Below are 17990 nucleotides of genomic sequence, written 5' to 3'. Positions count from 1 at the left end.
GGCGTTTCCAAAGGTCTTTGCCTCCGCCCTCGTAACGTCCCGCTAATGGACAAAGCCGACTCCTGTCGGCGTGCCGCCTCCGATGCTGTCGCGGACGTCGAACCGCCGCGATTGTCCGGGCTCGTCGACGCCGTTCTCGACGAGGCGTCGATGGTACCGGGAGCACTGACGATCGAGAGTGCGACGATTCACGCGCCGGCTGGTGACGCCGATGAGCGCACCACTGAGACCACCGATACCGCAGACACGACGGACACTGCTTCGGCTACCGAGACACCCGCCGGTGTCGACTCTGAGGCCCTGCACACACACGCTGCCGGTGTCCAACTGATCTACGAGGGACTGCGACTCACGCGAACGCTCGCTCACGAGGAACCCTGGGAGCGACCGACAACGGCAGACGAGGTGTCGGACGGCATGGACCCAGCAACTGCTGATCTCGCGATTCTCGCCGCAGATATTCTCGTCGCTCGCGGCTTCTATCTCCTCGCACATACTGACGCCGCCGAAAAGGCCGTCCAAACCGTCCAGGCGTTCGGACACGACCAGACCAGACGTACCGAACTCGCCACACGGTCGCCAGCCGCCGCATCAGACGGCGGAACGCCGGTCAGCGAAGCGAACGTCGCCTGTGAACTCGAGGCGGACACTGGCGACATCGACACGGATGGCGGGACCGGTACTGATATCGAGACGAACACCAACGCACACCCGCCATCACCGACCACACTCGACACCAATCTCGAGCGTGACATCATCGAACTCGCCGTTCGAACCGGTGCCGCTGCGGTCGACGAAACCTCGTCACCACAGGTGCTCGAACACGTTGACACGCTCGCCGCCAGACTCACGACGACCGCGCCACCAGCGTTCCCACCCGTCGAAACGTGTCAGTTCACACTCGACCCGACGGCAACCGACCACTCACCCGAGGAGTGCCCTACCGACCACATCACACCAGCGACGGACCCCTGAGACGGGATTGCGTGGAACAGAATCAGATAAGTCCACAACTGACCGACTCACGCTGACCGAGCTCCGATTGAACGGGGTAGAACGGAACAAAACTCTCCCGCAGATTTTCCGGTTCGATTCGGCCGGGACCCGTCCAGTTGTTATCCAGTCTGAGCTATCGCTGCTGAGCTGTCGCTGAACAGAGTGCCACCAGGACTTGGTCGGATCTGGATCGGCAGGACTCTCTGTATTCTCCGTGCATCGTGCAGTCAGGGCAGCGAAAGCGCATCGACTAGTGACGTGAAATCGCCTGACACGGCTGCCGTAGATGGAAAGGGATATAACCCATGGCACTACTCAATCTAAATGCGCGCCTGGGTAGCTTAGCGGTAAAGCGCGTCCTTGGTAAGGACGAGAGCCCGGGTTCAAATCCCGGCCTAGGCTTCGAATTTCTCGGTAGCGTTTTAGTATTGAAGAATCCCATTTCACCAGTCAGCACGCTGCTGACGGCTGTTAAAAATCAAGTTTCTAGCAGGACCATCAACGAAACAGAGTCAGTAGCGTTGGATGATATGTGGCAGGGGTGGGAGCAGTGATGGCAACACTGCGTATTACAGACACTCACACCGATCCCCGAAGAACGACAGCAAAAACCAGTGTGGGTGCAGCCGGTTTTGGCTTGGTGGGGAGTGTGGGGTGAGCATGTCACCACCGTCGTGATGGGTGCACGGGAGACAATCTACTGGGAGCGGTGACCGCATCACTGAGGGGCGGTCGCCAATGGATTGTTGTCTCCCGTGAGAGGATGTCGATGTACAATAACATAAGTAGATAGGATGTTTTAGGAAGGTGTTCCACTTCATGACTTTTTGTTGGACCACATCCCCGTCTCAGTAGTTATCGTCTTGGAAGACACTAATGCTCGTAGCCGGGCGATAGTACTCAATCGGCCAACAAGTTGATGCGCGTGTGTGCGAACCGATACACTGGCGAGGAAGCCATCACGGATTGTCGTTGCCACAACGAACACCCGACGAATTAGTTTCCTCGCCGTTCCGACGTCTTCAGACGGAGACACGCCATCCACATTCGGATGAGCGGGCCTGTGCTCGTCTCTGGGACTGGGCACACGGACCGAGTCGCTAGGAGGACCTCATTGTCCTGCTGGCGACCGTGTTCGGGCTCCACCAGTGCAATCACTGCAACGGAGAGAGAATACTTGTCACGACGACACAGAATCAGATAGACTCCTCGCAACAGCGATTAAGTCACCAAAAATCGAAGTTCATCCTCAGTCAGCAGCAGTGTGGCGTAGCCAGCAAAAACGGTGTGCCTCTGAAACCGGTGGTGGAGGACCGGTTGCGGACTGCAGGCGGGTACAGTGGGTGAGTACTCGCCCTGACCGTGCTCTGACTGTAGCGGTGGCATTGCAGAGGAGTCCCCTGGACAGACTTGTCGTTCGGTGGCAACGACAGTTGGTGGATGTGTTCCTCTGCACATATCCATTCGAACGATTCTATGTAAGTATGTCGAATATTTCAATAATATCGTTTGGAGATTAGCCTACTAATCGAAAGACATCCACCAAACCCCTGGATCGTTACGGCAGAGGGGCGGATCAGTCACGAAGTGTGCAGTAGTTGCAGTTGCTGCTCGAGTACCCTGGAGACAATCTCCCACCAGCACCCGATTCTCATCCGGACTCGAGTACACTCGCTGCGTTCAACACTGTCGCGTCGTCGAACCGCTGGCCGACGAGCATGAGGCCGGTGGGAAGACCGTCGACGGATCCGGCGGGAACGCTGACACCCGGATGGCCGGTGCGGTTGAATGGCGTTGCGTTGTGGACCAGGGAGGAGTCGTGCAGGCGGTCGTACTGATCGTGGTCGGGGTCGTGTTCGGGCGGTTTCGTGACCGCTGTTGGCATCGCGAGCAGGTCGACGGTTTCGAGTACCGAATCGTATCGTTCGGTGAGTTCGACGACGAGATTCATTCCCTGGGCGTAGTAGCGCGAGTGGTACTCGCTGTTCGTGTACGCGCCCATGAGCAACAGGAGTTTGAGCCGTGCAGGGAGGTCGTTGCTCTGTGCACGACGCGCCTTGCCGAAGGTCTCGATCCAGGACCGACTGTACCACGCCTTCCAGCCGTGGCCCAGCCCCTCACCGAGCATCGCATCGAGCAGGCCCTCCGACGTACAGACGTCGTGGATGTCCTTCGCGTCCAAATGCATCGGCACGGAAACGTCTTCGATCGTCGCCCCCGCCGCTTCGAGATCGTCGATCGAATCGCGGACCGTCTCGAGTACCGCTTCGTTCGCGCCGTCTCTCTCGAAGCCTTCCTCGAGGACACCGATCGTGAGATTGGAGATGTCTCCGTCGAGGGCGTCCTCGTATCGTTCGGTCGGCACGGGTGCGTGCGAGCGGAGGTCGCGTTCGTTGCTGCCGGCAATAACGGTGAGCAGTCGGGCGACAGTCTCCACGTCAGCGGCCATCGGCCCGGGGTGGTCGATCGCGTGCTCAATGCCGATACAGCCCGTGTAGGGAACGAGTCCGTACGTTGGCTTGTGGCCAACGATACCACAGAATGCCGCGGGGACGCGGACGCTCCCACCCTGATCGGAGCCAATTGCGGCGTCGACCTCGTCGCGAACGACAGCGACCGCGCTCCCGCCGCTCGACCCACCCGCCAGGTAGTCTTCGTCATGCGGGTTCGTAATCGGACCGAACGCGCTGTGGCCCGTCGATGTCATCGCCATATCGTCCATGTTCGTCTTCCCAACGATGTCCGCACCGGCCTCGAGGAGTCGTGTAACGATCGTCGCGTCGCGGTTGGGCACGTAGCCTGCGACGACCTGTGACCCACAGGTCATCTCGACGCCGGCGACGCAGACGTTATCCTTGATACCGATCTCCCAGCCGTCCAGATCACCGCCGTCATCGCCACCGACGTAACAGGCGCTCACCCAGGCGTTGTGCGGGTTCTCCGCCGGTGGGACCCGCGTGCCGCCACTGCGCTCGCGTCGCTCTGTACCGCCGAGTCGCGGCGTTGGCTCGTAGTGCATCACCGTCTCGTAGGCGTCGCGTTTCTCCCTGGCTAGCTCGACGAAGGACTCGAGTTCCTCGTCAGTCAGATCGAGAAACAGTTCGTCGCCGAGGTCGTCGAAGATGGCTTTCGTCGGCGGTCGAAGCGGCATACCCGACTAGTTGGCCGTCCGGTTCCTGTGCGTGCAGGTGGCACTCGCAAGCAACGGGGATTCGCAGCGTCCTGCCCTACACAGTCATCCGTTGACCAGACCGCCCCACACCAGTCTCTGTATGCACGTCAATCGAACGACAGCGCAACTCGAGTACCAGCCCGCTGACTCTCTGTTACCCCCACCGCTCTGCGACAGCTAATGCAAAAGAGTATCGAGGTCGAGTACTGGGTCGTCGATAGCGACGGAGCGCTCACAGCGCCCGGTGAACTGGTCGATATCTCCGAGTTCACTGAGACGGAGTTCGTCGACTGCCTCTTCGAGTTGAAGACCCCACCGTGTGAAACGATTGCCGAACTTCGACGGACGTTCATCGAACAGTTGTGCGAGGTACTCGACCGGGCAGCCGAACTCGACAAGTCGCTCGTCCCGCTCGGGACACCGCTCAACAGTGACTCGATCGAACTCCGAGCCGACGAACGCGGTCAGATCCAGCGCAAACTACTTGGAACGAACTTCGACTACGCAAAACACTGCGCTGGAACGCATCTCCACTTCGAGAAGCGAAACGTCACCGATCAGCTCAACACGCTCATCGCGCTCGACCCGGCGCTCGCACTCTGTAACTCGTCGCCGTACTTTCAGGGAGAGTACGTCGCAAGCAGCGCTCGCGCGTACATCTACCGCAAGCGCTGTTATGCGGAGCTCCCGAATCACGGCCAGCTCTGGACCTACGTCGACACCGTCGCCGAGTGGCACCGCCGACTCGAAGACTGCCTGGAGGAGTTCATCGAACGAGCGGCGGCGACGGGAATCGACGAAGCACAGATTACGGACCACTTCACGGCCGACAACGCCGTCTGGTCGCCAGTCCGACTCCGTGATGAGATGCCGACCGTCGAGTGGCGCTCACCAGACGCAACGCTCCCGAGTCAGCTCCTTCGGCTCGTTGCGGACGTCGACTCGATCATGGAGGACCTCCACCACGCAAACGTCACCATTGGCGGCGAAACCGCAAAGCGTGACGCAGACGAGATCGTACTCCCCACGTTCGACTCACTACAGGAGTACGTCGACGCCGCGATGATCGATGGCCTCGACTCACCGGCAGTCGTCGACTACCTCGACCGACTGGGATTCCAGCCGAATCGCTACGAGCCGTTGACAGCGGAGTTCGATACGGACAGTTCCATCTCGCTCACAAAGGCACGTGACCTCCGACTCGAGTACGCAACCCGACTCGAGCGCGACGTCGAACAGCTACGGGCGAACGTGTGATCGGAGCGTGATAACGATACAGCAACACAGCCCGCTCACCACGTCTCGATGCGCCCCTCGCGAACGTCCTCCGCACAGCCCTCACAGTCCGGGTGTCCCGCCTCGTAACACGCCGGTCGATACTCCTCGTCGAGCATCGCCGCTCGCCGCTCTGCATACCGCCGGCAGACCAGTTTCACACGCCCCTCATCGTCCGAGGGGAGCTGTCGTGCGTTTTTCGCCACTTCGTACGCCTGCTGTGCCTCCTCGAGCTGTCGATCCGTCGACTCCCGAAACTGTTCGTACTGCTCGCCCGCCTCTTGCAATTTCGACCGAAGGAACCGCTCGAGCCGACGCTCATCCGACATACTAGTACTGGTTCTCGTTCGGCCGCCTGCCACATAGGCCCGTCGCTGCGCACGACTACACGTGGGCTGTGGAACGGTGTACTCGAGTCCGAACGAAAGCCACGCGCAATCGGCTCGATATGTGGCCAGACGATGCCGTCATGGAAGCCGGAGAGTAAGGGTTAACTACAATCCCCGTTTCCTTCCGCGTAGACGGGGCCCTTAGCTCAGTCTGGTTAGAGCGCTCGGCTCATAACACGATCGGCTCGGTTCGGTTGTGTGGGATACCGAGTGGTCGATGGTTCGAATCCGTCAGGGCCCATGGAGCGAACCGAGCAATTCGCGAGGGTTGCGGAATTGATCGCTGACGGTTCAACCCAGGCCAGTCGCGCGCAGCGAAGCGAGCACGTCTGGACAAGGATCGAATCCGTCAGGGCCGACAGTACTACTCACCGTAACCGAGGCAGCGAGTGTGCAACCATACACCAACTCGAGTACGGTCCTCAGCACGTAACACAGACAAAAACATCGTGAGAGGAGAAAGCGGCCAGTACGGAGAGCGAGACCAGCGTTCAGTAGTGACTCACGAAGAGGAGGTACTGCCCACTTTGAACTGAACGAGGCCGAATCGGGTCAGACCGGTGTTCCAAAGACGTACATCGTCGAACGTCTCGATCACTTCGAGGTACTCGCTCACTTGATGCTGGCGGCGCATGTCGCCGATGACATCGTCGCTGCCGGACTGGACCGGGGCGTGCAGGAAGTTGTAGAGTTCGTTGTTGGCGGCGAGCACGTCAGCCAGTTCCTCGCGGATGCCGTGGACGCCCTTTGGCTTGGCCATGCCGACGCGGACGCGGAAGTCGCCGTCGATGGCACAGATTTCCTCGAGGAGTCGGTGGAGTTTTCGTTCGCCCTCGTCCCAGCCGTAGACGCCGGTGTCCTGGCCGGTGATGCAGAGTCACAAGCGCGCGGGTAAAAGCCCCGACGGATCGCGGTTGCAGTGACCGACGGACGGAAGCAATGTGGCTGGGCTCGTTTGAGCGATCACGATCCATATCGTTCACCCCGAGTGTAACTAACTAATACTCTCACAAATCGAGGTCTATGTGGGGCTCACCTCATTGTCGACCAGATACGCATCAATCGACCGGAACAGCAACTGAAGCCAGAACCAAAGCCCAATCACCCAGATGGGTATACCAGTACCAACCATGGATTCAGCGAAAATAGCACCATTAAGACAGAGAATAAATAAAATAGTGGATCTTAGAAACAACCAATTTGCGATATCTGATGATGATTGGGCCGAATCTGGTTCAAATACGTCCATGAAACTTATGTGGGTAGAACAATTAAAAGTTTAATTATTTTTTACTTTATCGGGACAAGGCTCTCCAGGGTGGCAAATTGGATCACTTCCATCATATCCCTGAGGACTTACTTTGACTTGGTGGATCCACAATCCAGGAAGTAGACCATCTCCACCACCTGATGCGACATAACCACCACCGCCCGCAAGTCCGATCGCCCTTGATTCAGCATGGCTGATGCACACTAGGCGGTATTGTGAGTCAGTATCAAGAGTCTCCGTGATAATTCGTATTTCTTCCTCTTGGTGCTCTTCAGAATCAGCACTTTGCGCTGTTACCTCTACCTCTTCCACGATTGCTGCTGAATCGCTACTGACATTTAGTTTTTGCAACACGAACGATATGGAATAGCCAGCATCACTACCACTCCCACTTATTAATCCGGAAAGAACAGGAACTACGACTCTAGCATACTCAGAATTCACTTCATCCTTTGATGGATCCGGATCATTATTCTCTGTCTTAGTTTCACTATACTTCCATTCTGAAGTTTCCTCCTTCTCGTTAAAAGGTGAAACGGAACCACTCCCAGCAAGTGATATATAACTATACTTTGGCTTGACTTCAAATGAAGTTGGTTCGTCGATGTCCGTTTCCCACTCGACCCAGGCTGCAGCGGTAGCATATTTCTTTTGATAAACTCTACTTTCGCTAAAAGAGCCGACTGAAAACCCTACGTAACCATTTTGTGCAGGATCTTGATCGACGATCTTTGTACTTGAGTTAGATCCATCCACAGAGCTTGTAGAGCCCCCATTCTCATCTAACGAAGTTAGGTAGAGTTCAGACTCCTCTGTGATCGAGGGTACGGTGTCGGCTGTGGATGAGCTACTGAGTTCAATCTCATCTACACTTGCAGCGTCTGTCTCATTTTGGTTAGCCTCTTGGCCTGCAGCACTTCCAGTTCCAAGAAGGCCTCCTCCGATGGCGAACGGTCCAATCTGTCGTAACACTGATCTGCGCCTCATTGTCCAATTTATAGTTAATAGAACGACATTAATAAGTCTGTTGTTATTAGAGAATGATTGGTAATTATACTATTTCTGTTATAATATATAGGCGGAATATTTGTAATATAGTTGTTGGTGACTCAAAACGCGGTTTTGAGTGCTTCTTTTTTCGATAGACACAACAGCGAAGTTGGACCGCTCTGAGATACGACGCAAACCGGTCTTTGGAGACGACTCTATGGGGGAGAGTCAGAATCGCGCCAACCATCCATGGCTTTCGAAGTATTGACGTGAACGCCTCTATTAGCGTATTCGCCGCCGCCGTGGGCGACGTATTCGCGTCGAATACGTCATCTTAGAGTCGATTGATTTCGGCGTACTCGCAGACTTTTGAGACCAGTTGGCGAAAAGCATCCGCCAACTCGTCAGTATCTCTCCCCTCTAGGGCCACCGATCCGAACGTGAATCGAAAGCTCGGATTGACAATACAAACAGTATCGAGTTTGTACGCGCGATCGGTTCCCTGCACAGGATTAATTGTACAAACGTGAGGGGTTCTCTCGTTCCCGTAATAGGGCAGTCGTGAACGTCGATTGCACACGCAAACACACGGTTTCGAGATGCTTCGTCAAGTCCACGCAAATGGTAGAGGGGTTCTCGCGCGAGTGGATTTCGAACGGTTTCGCCAATAGATAGATCGTTGTCACGAGCTATTTGATCGGCTTTTACGCCAGCATTTGTAAACAGAGTCCAGTAGGAAACTCAAGTGTCAGACCGGCGTTCCAAAGGCGTACATCGTCTCGTGGGCGGTCACTTCGAGATCGACGAAATCGCCGGGCTCGAGTCCGTACTCGCTCGCATTCTGCACGATGAGCTGCCGGTAGGCGGCGTCCCGACACTTCACGGAGTCGGCAGTCCCCTGCTCGACGACCAGCACGTCCTCGCGCGTCTCGCCAACCATCTCAGCGTAGGCCTCGCCGACGAGTTCGCGCTTCGCTGCGCTCATCTCCTTCGACCGATCCTTCTTGACCTGGCCGCCAAGACCCTTCATGTTCGCCGCGTCAGTGCCCGGTCGCTTCGAGAACCGCGTGACGTTGATCTTCTCCGGGCGCGTCTCGCGCAGCAGCGCCATCGACTGCTCGTGGTCGTGGTCCGTCTCCGTCGGGAACCCCACGATGAAGTCCGTCGACAGCGTCCAGTACTCGAGTACGTCGTCAAACGTCTCGATCACCTCGAGATACTCACTCACCTGGTGTTGGCGGCGCATGTCGCCGAGGACGTCGTCGCTGCCGGACTGGACGGGAGCGTGCAGGAAGTTGTAGAGTTCGTCGTTGGCGGCGAACACGTCGGCCAGTTCCTCGCGGATGCCGTGGACGCCCTTTGGGTTGGCCATGCCAACGCGGACGCGGAAGTCGCCCTCGATGGCACAGATTTCCTCGAGCAGGCGGTGGAGCTTGCGCTCGCCCTCGTCCCAGCCGTAGACGCCGGTGTCCTGGCCGGTAATCCGGATTTCCTTCGCGCCGGCGTGGATGAGCGCGCGGGCCTTTTCGACGTTTTCCTCGATCGAGGGCGAGTCGATCTTACCGGTCGCCTTCTTCGTGATGCAGTAGGAGCAGTCGGACATACAGCCCCGGGCGATGGGGAGGATGCCGACGACGCCGTCCAGAATCGGTTCGGCGTCGGGGGTCGTCGTCGGACATTCGCCGTTCGTGACGGCCTCGGGGACCTCGTCCCAGTGAAGCACCTGGCCGTCGACGTCGGCCTGGGCAAACTCTTCGCCCTGTGCGAGGGCCATACAGCCGGTGATAAAGAGGTCGGCTGTCTCCGCGGAGAGCTCCTCAGCCCGGCGAAGCATATTTCGCTCTGTCTTCTCGACGACGGTGCAGGTGTTCAGAATGGCGACGTCGGCGTCGTCCGGTCCGTCGACCCGGTAGTGGCCCGCATCGCGGAGCCGTCGCTCGATCTCGCGACTCTCCCCGCGATTGGACGTACAGCCGTACGTTTCGATGTGATACCGGGCCATCGTCGTACACCGGTATCGGATCCGGGCGGCCAAAAGCCCGACGGATCGCAGTCACTGTGCTCGCCGGTTCCAGGCCGGGAGATGACCGTCACACAACATTTTTGGTAATTCATTGAGAACCTACAGGAAACTCCCTCCATGCGCCTCCGCCTCCGGATCGCTGCCGTCCTCGGCGTCTTCGTCGCGGTGAACGCCCTCTTCGTCCTCGCAGTCGTGTGGGCGTACGGCGTCTTGCTCCCGGCGATCGTCGGCGGCACGTTCGTCCTCCTCTCCGACGGCCGTCTCGCCCTCTCATTACTCCAGTTTCCCGTTTCGTGGCCGACTGCCCTCCTCCTCGTCGGCCTCTTTCTCGCCGGCCAGCTCTACTACGGCTACCGGCGGGTGCTCGCACACGCCGGCCACCGAACCAGCGCCCGCGGGGCTGGAGAAAGCGGTGCGGACGGCCACACGGTGGACCGTATCGTCCGTCGTCTCTCGATGACCGCCGACATCCCGGAACCAACCATCCGCGTCGTCGACGACGACACCCCCAGTTGCTACACCATCGGCCGGTTCACCGACGCGACCATCGTCGTCACAACGGGTCTGATCGACCGTCTCGATGCAGCCGAACTCGAGTCCGTCCTCGCACACGAGATCGGCCATATCGCAAACCGGGACGTGACCCTGATGACGGTCACGACGCTCTTTCTGGAGATTACGGACCGGGTCTACCACAGTTCGATGCTCGCGCGACGGGCGGTGGTGAATCCCGCCAGTCTCTCGGAGCAAGACCGAGCGGCGCTGACGTGGTTCTTACCACTCATCGCGCTCACGTCGGTGTTCGTCGCGCCGATTCTCTGGCTGTTTCCGCGGGTGGCCGACTGGGCGACGCGAACACTCTCCCAGACCCGGGAGTTCGCCGCTGACGCCGCGGCGGCCGAAATCGCGGGCGATCCTCTCGCCCTCGCGACGGCGCTGATCGACCTCACGGATGCGGCGGAGACGCCCGCGACGGACCTCCGGACGGCCAAAATACGTGCGTTGTGTATCGTCCCCTCGGCGCTCGTGAACGGCACCGAGAGTTCATCACTGCCGCCAATATCGGCGGCGCCGGACGACGAACATCGCGAACAGCGGGTTCGAGCGTGGCTCGACGGAGCGACGCCGTCGTCGGTCGACCAGACGGCGGGCGAAACGCGAACACATCCGCCGATCGACGAGCGCATTGAGCGACTTGCCGCGCTCGCGGCCGACGAGGAGCAGACACGAACGCGGGTGGGACAGGCGTGAGCGATGCCCGGCGACTCCTGTTCGTCGCGGGCTGTCTCGTCTGCCTGCTCGCAGCCGCCAGCGCGCTCCCGGCAGCCGACCCCCGACTCGATGCGCCAGGAAGCGAGGAGAGCGTGACGACAACGGGCAGCTGGGACACCCTCGCAGAGTCAACTGATCCGATAGAGCTGATTACCAACACCTCAGAGGCAGGTGAGACAGAATCCGATGAGAGAGACGACGAGGGACCCACAGCGCCGATCGAACTGGACGGCGCTCCCGAACCAGGAAGTCAGCTTACGGTTAGGATCGCCGATGCAGACCACATCACTGATCGAACGGTCGAAGTCGACGGAGTAGAGGCCGGCGAGACGGACCACAACGGTCAGGTCGACGTTTCCGTCCCATACGCCGAGGAGATGACGGTCGGGGTCGTCGAAACGAACCAATCAAAAACGGTCGACATCGAGACGGACGTGACGATCGAGCCAGCGCCCGGTGCGGCACCAAACCGAGACCTAGAAATCGCGGCGGCTGTCGGGTCGACGTCGGTCGCGAACGGGACAGTCTACCACGACGGCGAACGGATCGGGACGACCGCCGAAAATGGAATGACGACCGTGGCGCTACCGGATACTGCGGGGCCGACGACGGTGCGCGTCGAACGCGGCCCCGTGAGCGGCGAGCGGACGATCGACGTCCAGGAGCCGACCGTCGAGTTCGCCTCACCGCTGTTGCTCCCCGGAATGCCGGCCCCAGTTCAGGTTTCCGCGGAGGGTACCGGAGTGCCCAATGCGAGCGTCGCAGTCGATTCGGGCGACTCGGCGACGACCGGTGCCGATGGGACGGCGCGAGTTCGTCTCCCGTTCGACGACGAGGCGACCGTGACCAGCACAGTCGGTGCGGAGACCGCGACGGCCAGCGTCGACGACCTCTATCTCCGGTTGACGACCCTCGTGGTCATCGTCCCCGGCTTCGTGCTCGGTGCGGTCGTGACGTACGTGCGCGTCGTTCCCTCCAGGCACAAGCACAACCGACAGCAGCTCTCGGCTCTGTTCGTCGGCCTCGCGGGCGTGTTCGACGATCTCGCAACTGTCGCTGGCAGACTTTCTCACAGCCTTCGAAACGCCTCTTGGCCCAGGATGAGTCCCGCGTCGAATCGACTCCTGTCGCGTCCGCGTCTCGGACTCACACTGCCACGTCTCGTCCCGTCCCTCCCATCCGCTCCGCCCGTCGGTCGTCTACTGTCGTCGGTCTGGTTGCTCGACTGGGGTGGGTCGTCCGATCGGAATCGTCGCCTCGGCTCGATTCTCAGCCGCGACAGCGACACCGACACCGACACTGACACCGACGACGACCGCACTGCCGATGACCACACCGACGCCGAGTCAGCCGCCGGTACCGGATCCCTGTACAGCGAGGAACCACTCGAGCCCCGCTCTCCTCGCTCCGAAGTGCGCGCCATCTGGCACGCCGTCCTCGACCGACTGGGAGTGCACAATCGCGAAACGCAGACGCCAGGCGAGGTCACCCGTGACGCACTCGACCGAGGATACCCCAGCGTGAGCATGCGCCGACTCGCGACTGTCTTCCGGGAACTCGAGTACGGTGACCGCGAGCCGTCCGCCGATCGCGTGTTGAGTGCGCGCGCTGCGGCGGCGAACGTGATGGAGTCTGAGCCGGACGAGACCGCCGGGTCCGCTGCGTCCGCCGCGTCCGCCGCGTCCGCCGACACGGCGGAGGCAGACGAGACGGAGAACGCCAACGAATCAGGGGGAGAAGGCCAATGAGCCGGAATCCACTGGGCGCGGTACGGCGACTGCGAGAGCGAGCGAGTGGGATCGAGACGGACCGGCTTGCGATCGGACTCGTCGGTGTCGGCAGTCTGGGGGCGATCGCAGTGATCGCACTCGGCGGGTATCTGCCGGGAGTCGGCTCGCAGTTCGTTGGGGTTCTGTATCCGCTCGCCCTGTTGTTTCCCGCGTTCGGACTGGGTGTGCTCGCGCTCACGCTCTGGTGGGTGTGGAACACGAGTTACGTCTCTCCCCAGCCGATCCACCGCGGGCCGGCCCCCGAGCGGGGGGAGACGGGACCGCTCGAGCCGGTCGGCCGAAGTACGGAGCACAGTCTCGAAATCGCGTCGATGGCCCAGTATCGCTGCAATGGCACCAGTTCGGCCTACGAGATCCGGACCCGACTCACCGAGAACGCGATTCGGATCGTGCGAACGAGACGCGGGCTCGACCGCGAGACGGCCCGTGAACGGGTTGAAAACGGAACGTGGACCGACGATCCGGTCGCTGCGGCGTTCCTTTCGACTGAGCGGCCGCTGCCGCTCGCCGAGCAAGTCCGAAACGCGGTCGACCCCGGTGACGCCTACTACCACCGAGTCGATCGGACGATCTCGGCGATTACAGCCGTCGAGTACGACAACGGCGCTGTGACGAGCGAGCGATCCGGGTCGGCGACTGCGATCACGACGGCGGAGGAACTCGCGTCCGAGGAGGTGAGTCGATGAGTGACACAGAGACTGATACTGGAACGAGAGCGAAAGCGGAACCCGGAACGGAAGCGGAAACGAAAACGAAAATTGGCAACCAGACCGTGAGAGGCGGCACACGCGAGGGGACCGCTCAGACGCGTGATCACGAACAGGCACACACCCAACGACACCACGTCGATCACGGTGAGTGGGCGCTGTTCGCCGCGCTCGTCCTCGCAGGGACAGGGTTGTTCCTCGGTGTACGCGTGCTGGTTGCAGCGGCAACGATACCATTGTGCTACGTTGGGGCAGCAGTGTTTCGCACGCGCCAGGAACCCTCGGTTCGGGTGCACCGAGCGTTCAACACAGGTGACAGTGCCGAGACCAGCGATGGCGTACCGACGGGTGCAGAGGGAGCACCGCCCGAAGCAGCGACCGAACACCACGCAGCGCCGCAAGTCGGCACCGACGGCGGCGTCGCTGTCGCCACCGAGCGCGACGCTGCCGACACCACCCTCTCCGGCGGCCCCGGTGACACCGTCACCGTCCGAACCACCGTCGAAAACACCGGTGACGCGTCGCTCGTCGACCTCCGAATCGTCGACAGCGTGCCAGACGCCCTCCCCGTCGTCGACGGTACGCCGCGGCTGGCGACGACACTCGAGCCCGGCGCGACGGCGACACTCGAGTACGATGTCGAACTACGCAGGGGCGACCACGAGTTCGAGGCGGCGGCGATGCGAGCGCGTGACCTGACGGGGACGGTCACGGAGACGCGGACAGAGCCGGTCGACGGTGCGACACGGGTGCGGTGCTGGCCGACGGTCGAGGAGATGCCGGTGACGAGCGGGGTCGACGAGTACGCAGGCGATGTGCCGACAACCGAGAGCGGGAGTGGGATCGAGTTCCACTCGATTCGAGAGTACGCGGCAGGCGATCCGGCGCGGTCGATCGACTGGCGACGGTACGGGCGGACGCGTGAGTTGGCGACGGTCGAGTACCGAGCGGAACGGTCAACACGGGTCGTCTGTGTCGTCGACAATCGGACGAGCCAGCGACGCGCGGCGACCGTGAGTACACTCTCTGCGGCCGAACTTTCGGCAAGCGCAGCAGAGCGAGCAAGTGAGTCGCTGCTCGATGCGGGCTATCCGACCGGTCTCGTGACGCTGCACGTTCGGCGGGTGTGTGGCGTCTCGCCCGGGGCGGGGACGGAGACGCGCCGACAGATTACGGAGCATCTCCAGCACGTCCGGACACAAAAAACGAGTGAGAGCGACTGGCTACAGTCGGTGTTCGGGTCGCCGGTCGAGTGCCTGCCGCGGGTGCTCCCTGGTGAGGCACAGATGGTGTTCTTCTCGTCGTTCGTCGACGACGGCGCACTTGCAATCGTCAAGCGACTGCGGACGATGGGGTATGCGGTGCGAGTTGTGAGCCCCAATGTGGTGGGGAGCACGCGGAGTGCACGGAGTACACGGGGTACACAGGGTACACAGAGTGAAACCGAGAACAACAGGGCTGACGACTCACCTGAGACGAAACGCGACACTGGAGCCCGTCTTGAGGCGCTCGATCGCGATGCCAGACTCGCCAAAGCGCGGGCGAACGGCGCTCGCGTCATCGACTGGGAGCTGGAGCGACCGATCGGACTCGTCCTCCAGGAGGCACTCACGGAGGTGCAGCCCCGATGAACGAGCGGACGCGCCTCCCGCAGACGACCGCACGCGCGATTGCGGTCGTTGCCGGTGGGGCGACGGTCGCGCTGGCGAGTGTCGAACCCGCGGTCGCCGTCGCCGCCCTCTGCGGACTGGCACTCAGCGCGACGGTGATCCGATTCGAGCGATCACCCCGCCAGATCGCACTCGCGGCAGCGCTGTTGCCCGCGCTCACGCTGGTAACCACTGCAGTCGTCATCCAGCCAGCCACGCGAGCCGTCGTCGCGCTCACCGTCGTTGGTGTCCTCCTCGGAGCTGGCGTCGGCGGAACACTCTTCGGAACGTCTGCGGCCGTCGCCCGAGACCGCGCTGCAGTCGCGATGGTCCTCGCTACGGTGTTCACCGCCATCGCTGCACTCGCCACCTTTGCACTCCAGGAGTTCGGGAGCCTGCAGGCTGTACTCGAGTACCTCCGCTGGCGGACCGGGGACGGAGTGGGAGGGCTGTTCAGCGCACTCGTCGTGACAGCGCTGGCGGGCGTCGCCGCCGTCGCGGCGCTTCCGGACGCGGTGTTCACGACCGCACGACGGCGCGACCAGGCGAACGTGATACGGTACGGGCTGGCGCGTTCGATCGGCGTCCTTCTGGTTGCGACGCTCGTGGGCACAGTAGCGCTGGTCGTTCTTGGCTGGTATCTGCCGCCGGTCGGCTGGCTGGTCGAACTGGTGCTCGCCAGCGACCTCGTTCGTGGGGCTCTCCTCGCCCTCACGGTCGTCGGTGTCACCATCGCGGCGCTCGGAAGCATCGTCCGCCGGTTCTGGGACCGGACGAACGGTGCGAACGCGACGTCTGCGATCGTACCGGTTGTAGTGGGAACCACGGTCGGCACGACACTGACCGTTCTGCTCGCAGGTGGGATCGGGGTACAGCGAGGATTGGCGGCAGTCGAGACGGTTGGCGCGTTGTTCGCCGTTACGATGATCGTGTTGATGATCGGAAGCGTCGTCGTCTGGCACGCGGGAGCGCTGGGTAAGGGGACGGTGTCGAAGTCGCCGTACATCGTCGCCACAACGCTCGCGACGAGCGGACTCATCCTCGGCGTGCTCGCCGAACAGGAGCGAACGGGGACTGGACTCACTGCGGTCTGGGCCGGGCTGCCGACGTTCGTCGTAATCGCTGCAGCGCTGGTGTGTTATGACCTCGGCCGCCACGGCCGGAGTTTCGCGCGCGAGATCGGTGCCGTCGGCGCGTCGTCGACACCGCAACTCGTCCGAATCGGGTGGAGTGGCGCTGTCGCAAGCGGTGGCGTCGTCGGGGCCGTCTGTGGGTTCTGGCTCGCGACGGTGTTCCAGCCGACGCTGTCCGTGCCGGCGACCGTCGGCGTCGTTGTCGGCTTCGGTGTGCTCGTCGTCGGTGCTCGTGTCCTACTGCGTTGACGGAGTTTCCGTACCCTCTACTGCAGTCTCTGTCTCGGCGTCCGCCTCCATGGCCGGGACTTCGACGGTATCGAGGACGCTGTCGATGACGGCACGTCGGCGCAGGCCCTGCATGCTCGCCTCCGGGTCGAGGACGAGTCGGTGGGCCAACGAGGGACCGGCGATACGCTTGACATCGTCGGGAACGACGTACTCGCGGCCGGCGAGCACGGCGCGGGCGCGACTCACTTCGAACAGTCGCTGAACGCCACGCGGCGAGACACCAACGTCAACACGGCCGTCGGTGCGCGTCGCACGACAGAGGCTGCCGATGTACTCTCGGAGCGGCCCCTCGACGGTGACGGTTTCGGGTACCTGCTGGAGCGAGCGGACGGTCTCGCGGCCGACGACCGACTCGACGGTCGGATCCGGCCGGTCACGGTCGGCACGACGGTCGATCAGTTCTCGCGTCCCGTCGGCGTCGGGATAGCCGAGCGAGGTCTTGATCATAAAGCGGTCGCGCTGGGCCTCCGGCAGTTCGAACGTTCCCTCCTGCTCGACGGGGTTCTGCGTCGCGATGACGATGAAGGGGTCCGGCAGTGCGTGGGTCTCACCGTCGACCGTCACCTGTCCTTCCTCCATCGCCTCGAGTAGCGCCGACTGCGTCTTCGGCGGCGCACGATTGATCTCGTCGGCGAGGACCACGTTCGCGAACACCGGCCCCGGCGTGAAATGGAAGTCCGCAGTCTCTTCCTCGAAGACGTACGAGCCGGTGACGTCCGCGGGCATGAGATCCGGCGTGAACTGAATCCGGGAGAACTCGAGTCCGAGTGCCGTTGCGAACGAGCGGGCGGTGAGCGTCTTGCCAGTGCCTGGAACGTCCTCCAGGAGCACGTGGCCGCGGGCGAGGATACCAGCGACGATATCTTCGAGCACGGCGCGGTCGGCGACAACGGCGGAGAGGATTTCCTCGACAACGGCGTCAGCCGTCGTCGCGGCATCGGGGACTGACTGCGTCATACCGAGCATCGGTGTGCGCGGAAACTTATAGCTCCCGACACGTCTGCTGGAGACCGAACAGGCAGACGCACGCACC

At 61.5% G+C, this 17990-nt stretch carries 12 protein-coding genes, 2 tRNA genes and 2 pseudogenes; 9 read left to right on the top strand and 7 right to left on the bottom strand.

Going from position 1 to position 17990, the window contains the following annotated elements:
* The first annotated feature begins 45 nt into the window (after positions 1 to 45).
* Positions 46 to 975 carry a DUF7114 family protein gene (locus C483_RS12615; RefSeq protein ID WP_006653740.1) on the top strand — a complete coding sequence of 310 codons (930 nt, stop codon included), beginning with the start codon at positions 46 to 48 and terminating at the stop codon, positions 973 to 975.
* Positions 976 to 1326: 351 nt separating this feature from the next.
* Positions 1327 to 1398 (top strand) — tRNA-Thr (locus C483_RS12610).
* A 1249-nt stretch (positions 1399 to 2647) separates the two neighbouring features.
* On the opposite strand, the gene C483_RS12605 is transcribed toward C483_RS12610, so the two are convergent.
* A complete protein-coding gene (locus C483_RS12605; protein WP_006653739.1) occupies positions 2648 to 4147 on the bottom strand; it encodes an amidase family protein in 1500 nt (499 codons plus the stop codon).
* 201 nt (positions 4148 to 4348) lie between these two features.
* Between C483_RS12605 and C483_RS12600 the strand changes: the two genes are divergently transcribed.
* On the top strand, positions 4349 to 5425 hold the full coding sequence (locus tag C483_RS12600) for a glutamate-cysteine ligase family protein (RefSeq protein WP_006653738.1): 1077 nt from the start codon (positions 4349 to 4351) through the stop codon (positions 5423 to 5425).
* 35 nt (positions 5426 to 5460) lie between these two features.
* Here the strand turns inward: C483_RS12600 and C483_RS12595 are convergent, their stop codons facing one another.
* Entirely contained in the window at positions 5461 to 5772 is a 312-nt protein-coding gene (locus C483_RS12595) for a DUF7091 family protein (protein WP_006653737.1), read from the bottom strand.
* A 195-nt stretch (positions 5773 to 5967) separates the two neighbouring features.
* On the opposite strand from C483_RS12595, the gene C483_RS12590 reads away from it, so the two are divergent.
* Positions 5968 to 6073: transfer RNA gene (locus C483_RS12590), tRNA-Ile, on the top strand.
* 336 nt (positions 6074 to 6409) lie between these two features.
* Here C483_RS12590 and C483_RS19555 read toward each other — a convergent pair.
* The 4 genes and pseudogenes from C483_RS19555 to C483_RS12575 all read right to left on the bottom strand — a co-directional run.
* Positions 6410 to 6703 (bottom strand): annotated as a pseudogene (locus C483_RS19555) (tRNA (N(6)-L-threonylcarbamoyladenosine(37)-C(2))-methylthiotransferase); the annotation flags it as partial.
* 408 nt (positions 6704 to 7111) lie between these two features.
* Positions 7112 to 8089 carry a hypothetical protein gene (locus tag C483_RS20010; protein WP_152419880.1) on the bottom strand — a complete coding sequence of 326 codons (978 nt, stop codon included), beginning with the start codon at positions 8087 to 8089 and terminating at the stop codon, positions 7112 to 7114.
* Positions 8090 to 8153: 64 nt separating this feature from the next.
* Positions 8154 to 8412 (bottom strand): annotated as a pseudogene (locus C483_RS20900) (hypothetical protein); the annotation flags it as partial.
* A gap of 428 nt (positions 8413 to 8840) precedes the next feature.
* Positions 8841 to 10094: a tRNA (N(6)-L-threonylcarbamoyladenosine(37)-C(2))-methylthiotransferase gene (locus C483_RS12575; RefSeq protein WP_006653735.1), complete on the bottom strand. Its 1254-nt coding sequence runs from the start codon at positions 10092 to 10094 to the stop codon at positions 8841 to 8843.
* Positions 10095 to 10232: 138 nt separating this feature from the next.
* On the opposite strand from C483_RS12575, the gene C483_RS12570 reads away from it, so the two are divergent.
* From C483_RS12570 to C483_RS12550, 5 genes are read left to right on the top strand one after another with little or no spacing between them, the layout of a single operon-like run.
* On the top strand, positions 10233 to 11366 hold the full coding sequence (locus tag C483_RS12570; RefSeq protein WP_006653734.1) for a M48 family metallopeptidase: 1134 nt from the start codon (positions 10233 to 10235) through the stop codon (positions 11364 to 11366).
* Positions 11363 to 13135, top strand: coding sequence for a DUF4129 domain-containing protein (locus C483_RS12565; protein WP_006653733.1), 1773 nt, complete (start codon positions 11363 to 11365; stop codon positions 13133 to 13135). Before C483_RS12570 ends, C483_RS12565 begins: the two co-directional genes overlap by 4 nt.
* Positions 13132 to 13863, top strand: a complete 732-nt coding sequence (locus C483_RS12560; RefSeq protein WP_006653732.1) for a DUF7269 family protein — start codon at positions 13132 to 13134, stop codon at positions 13861 to 13863. The genes C483_RS12565 and C483_RS12560 overlap by 4 nt, the downstream gene beginning before the upstream one ends.
* The gene (locus tag C483_RS12555; protein ID WP_006653731.1) at positions 13860 to 15515 is read left to right on the top strand and encodes a DUF58 domain-containing protein; all 1656 of its coding nucleotides are present in this window, start codon (positions 13860 to 13862) and stop codon (positions 15513 to 15515) included. The genes C483_RS12560 and C483_RS12555 overlap by 4 nt, the downstream gene beginning before the upstream one ends.
* Positions 15512 to 16915 carry a hypothetical protein gene (locus C483_RS12550; protein WP_006653730.1) on the top strand — a complete coding sequence of 468 codons (1404 nt, stop codon included), beginning with the start codon at positions 15512 to 15514 and terminating at the stop codon, positions 16913 to 16915. The genes C483_RS12555 and C483_RS12550 overlap by 4 nt, the downstream gene beginning before the upstream one ends.
* Here the strand turns inward: C483_RS12550 and C483_RS12545 are convergent.
* Positions 16904 to 17923, bottom strand: coding sequence for an AAA family ATPase (locus tag C483_RS12545; RefSeq protein WP_006653729.1), 1020 nt, complete (start codon positions 17921 to 17923; stop codon positions 16904 to 16906). The genes C483_RS12550 and C483_RS12545 overlap by 12 nt on opposite strands.
* Positions 17924 to 17990: the final 67 nt, after the last annotated feature.

The sequence above is a fragment of the Natrialba hulunbeirensis JCM 10989 genome, assembly GCF_000337575.1.
Taxonomy (GTDB): domain Archaea; phylum Halobacteriota; class Halobacteria; order Halobacteriales; family Natrialbaceae; genus Natrialba; species Natrialba hulunbeirensis.
The sequence above is the reverse complement of the archived record's forward strand: the minus strand, read 5'-3'. Positions and strand labels throughout refer to the sequence as shown.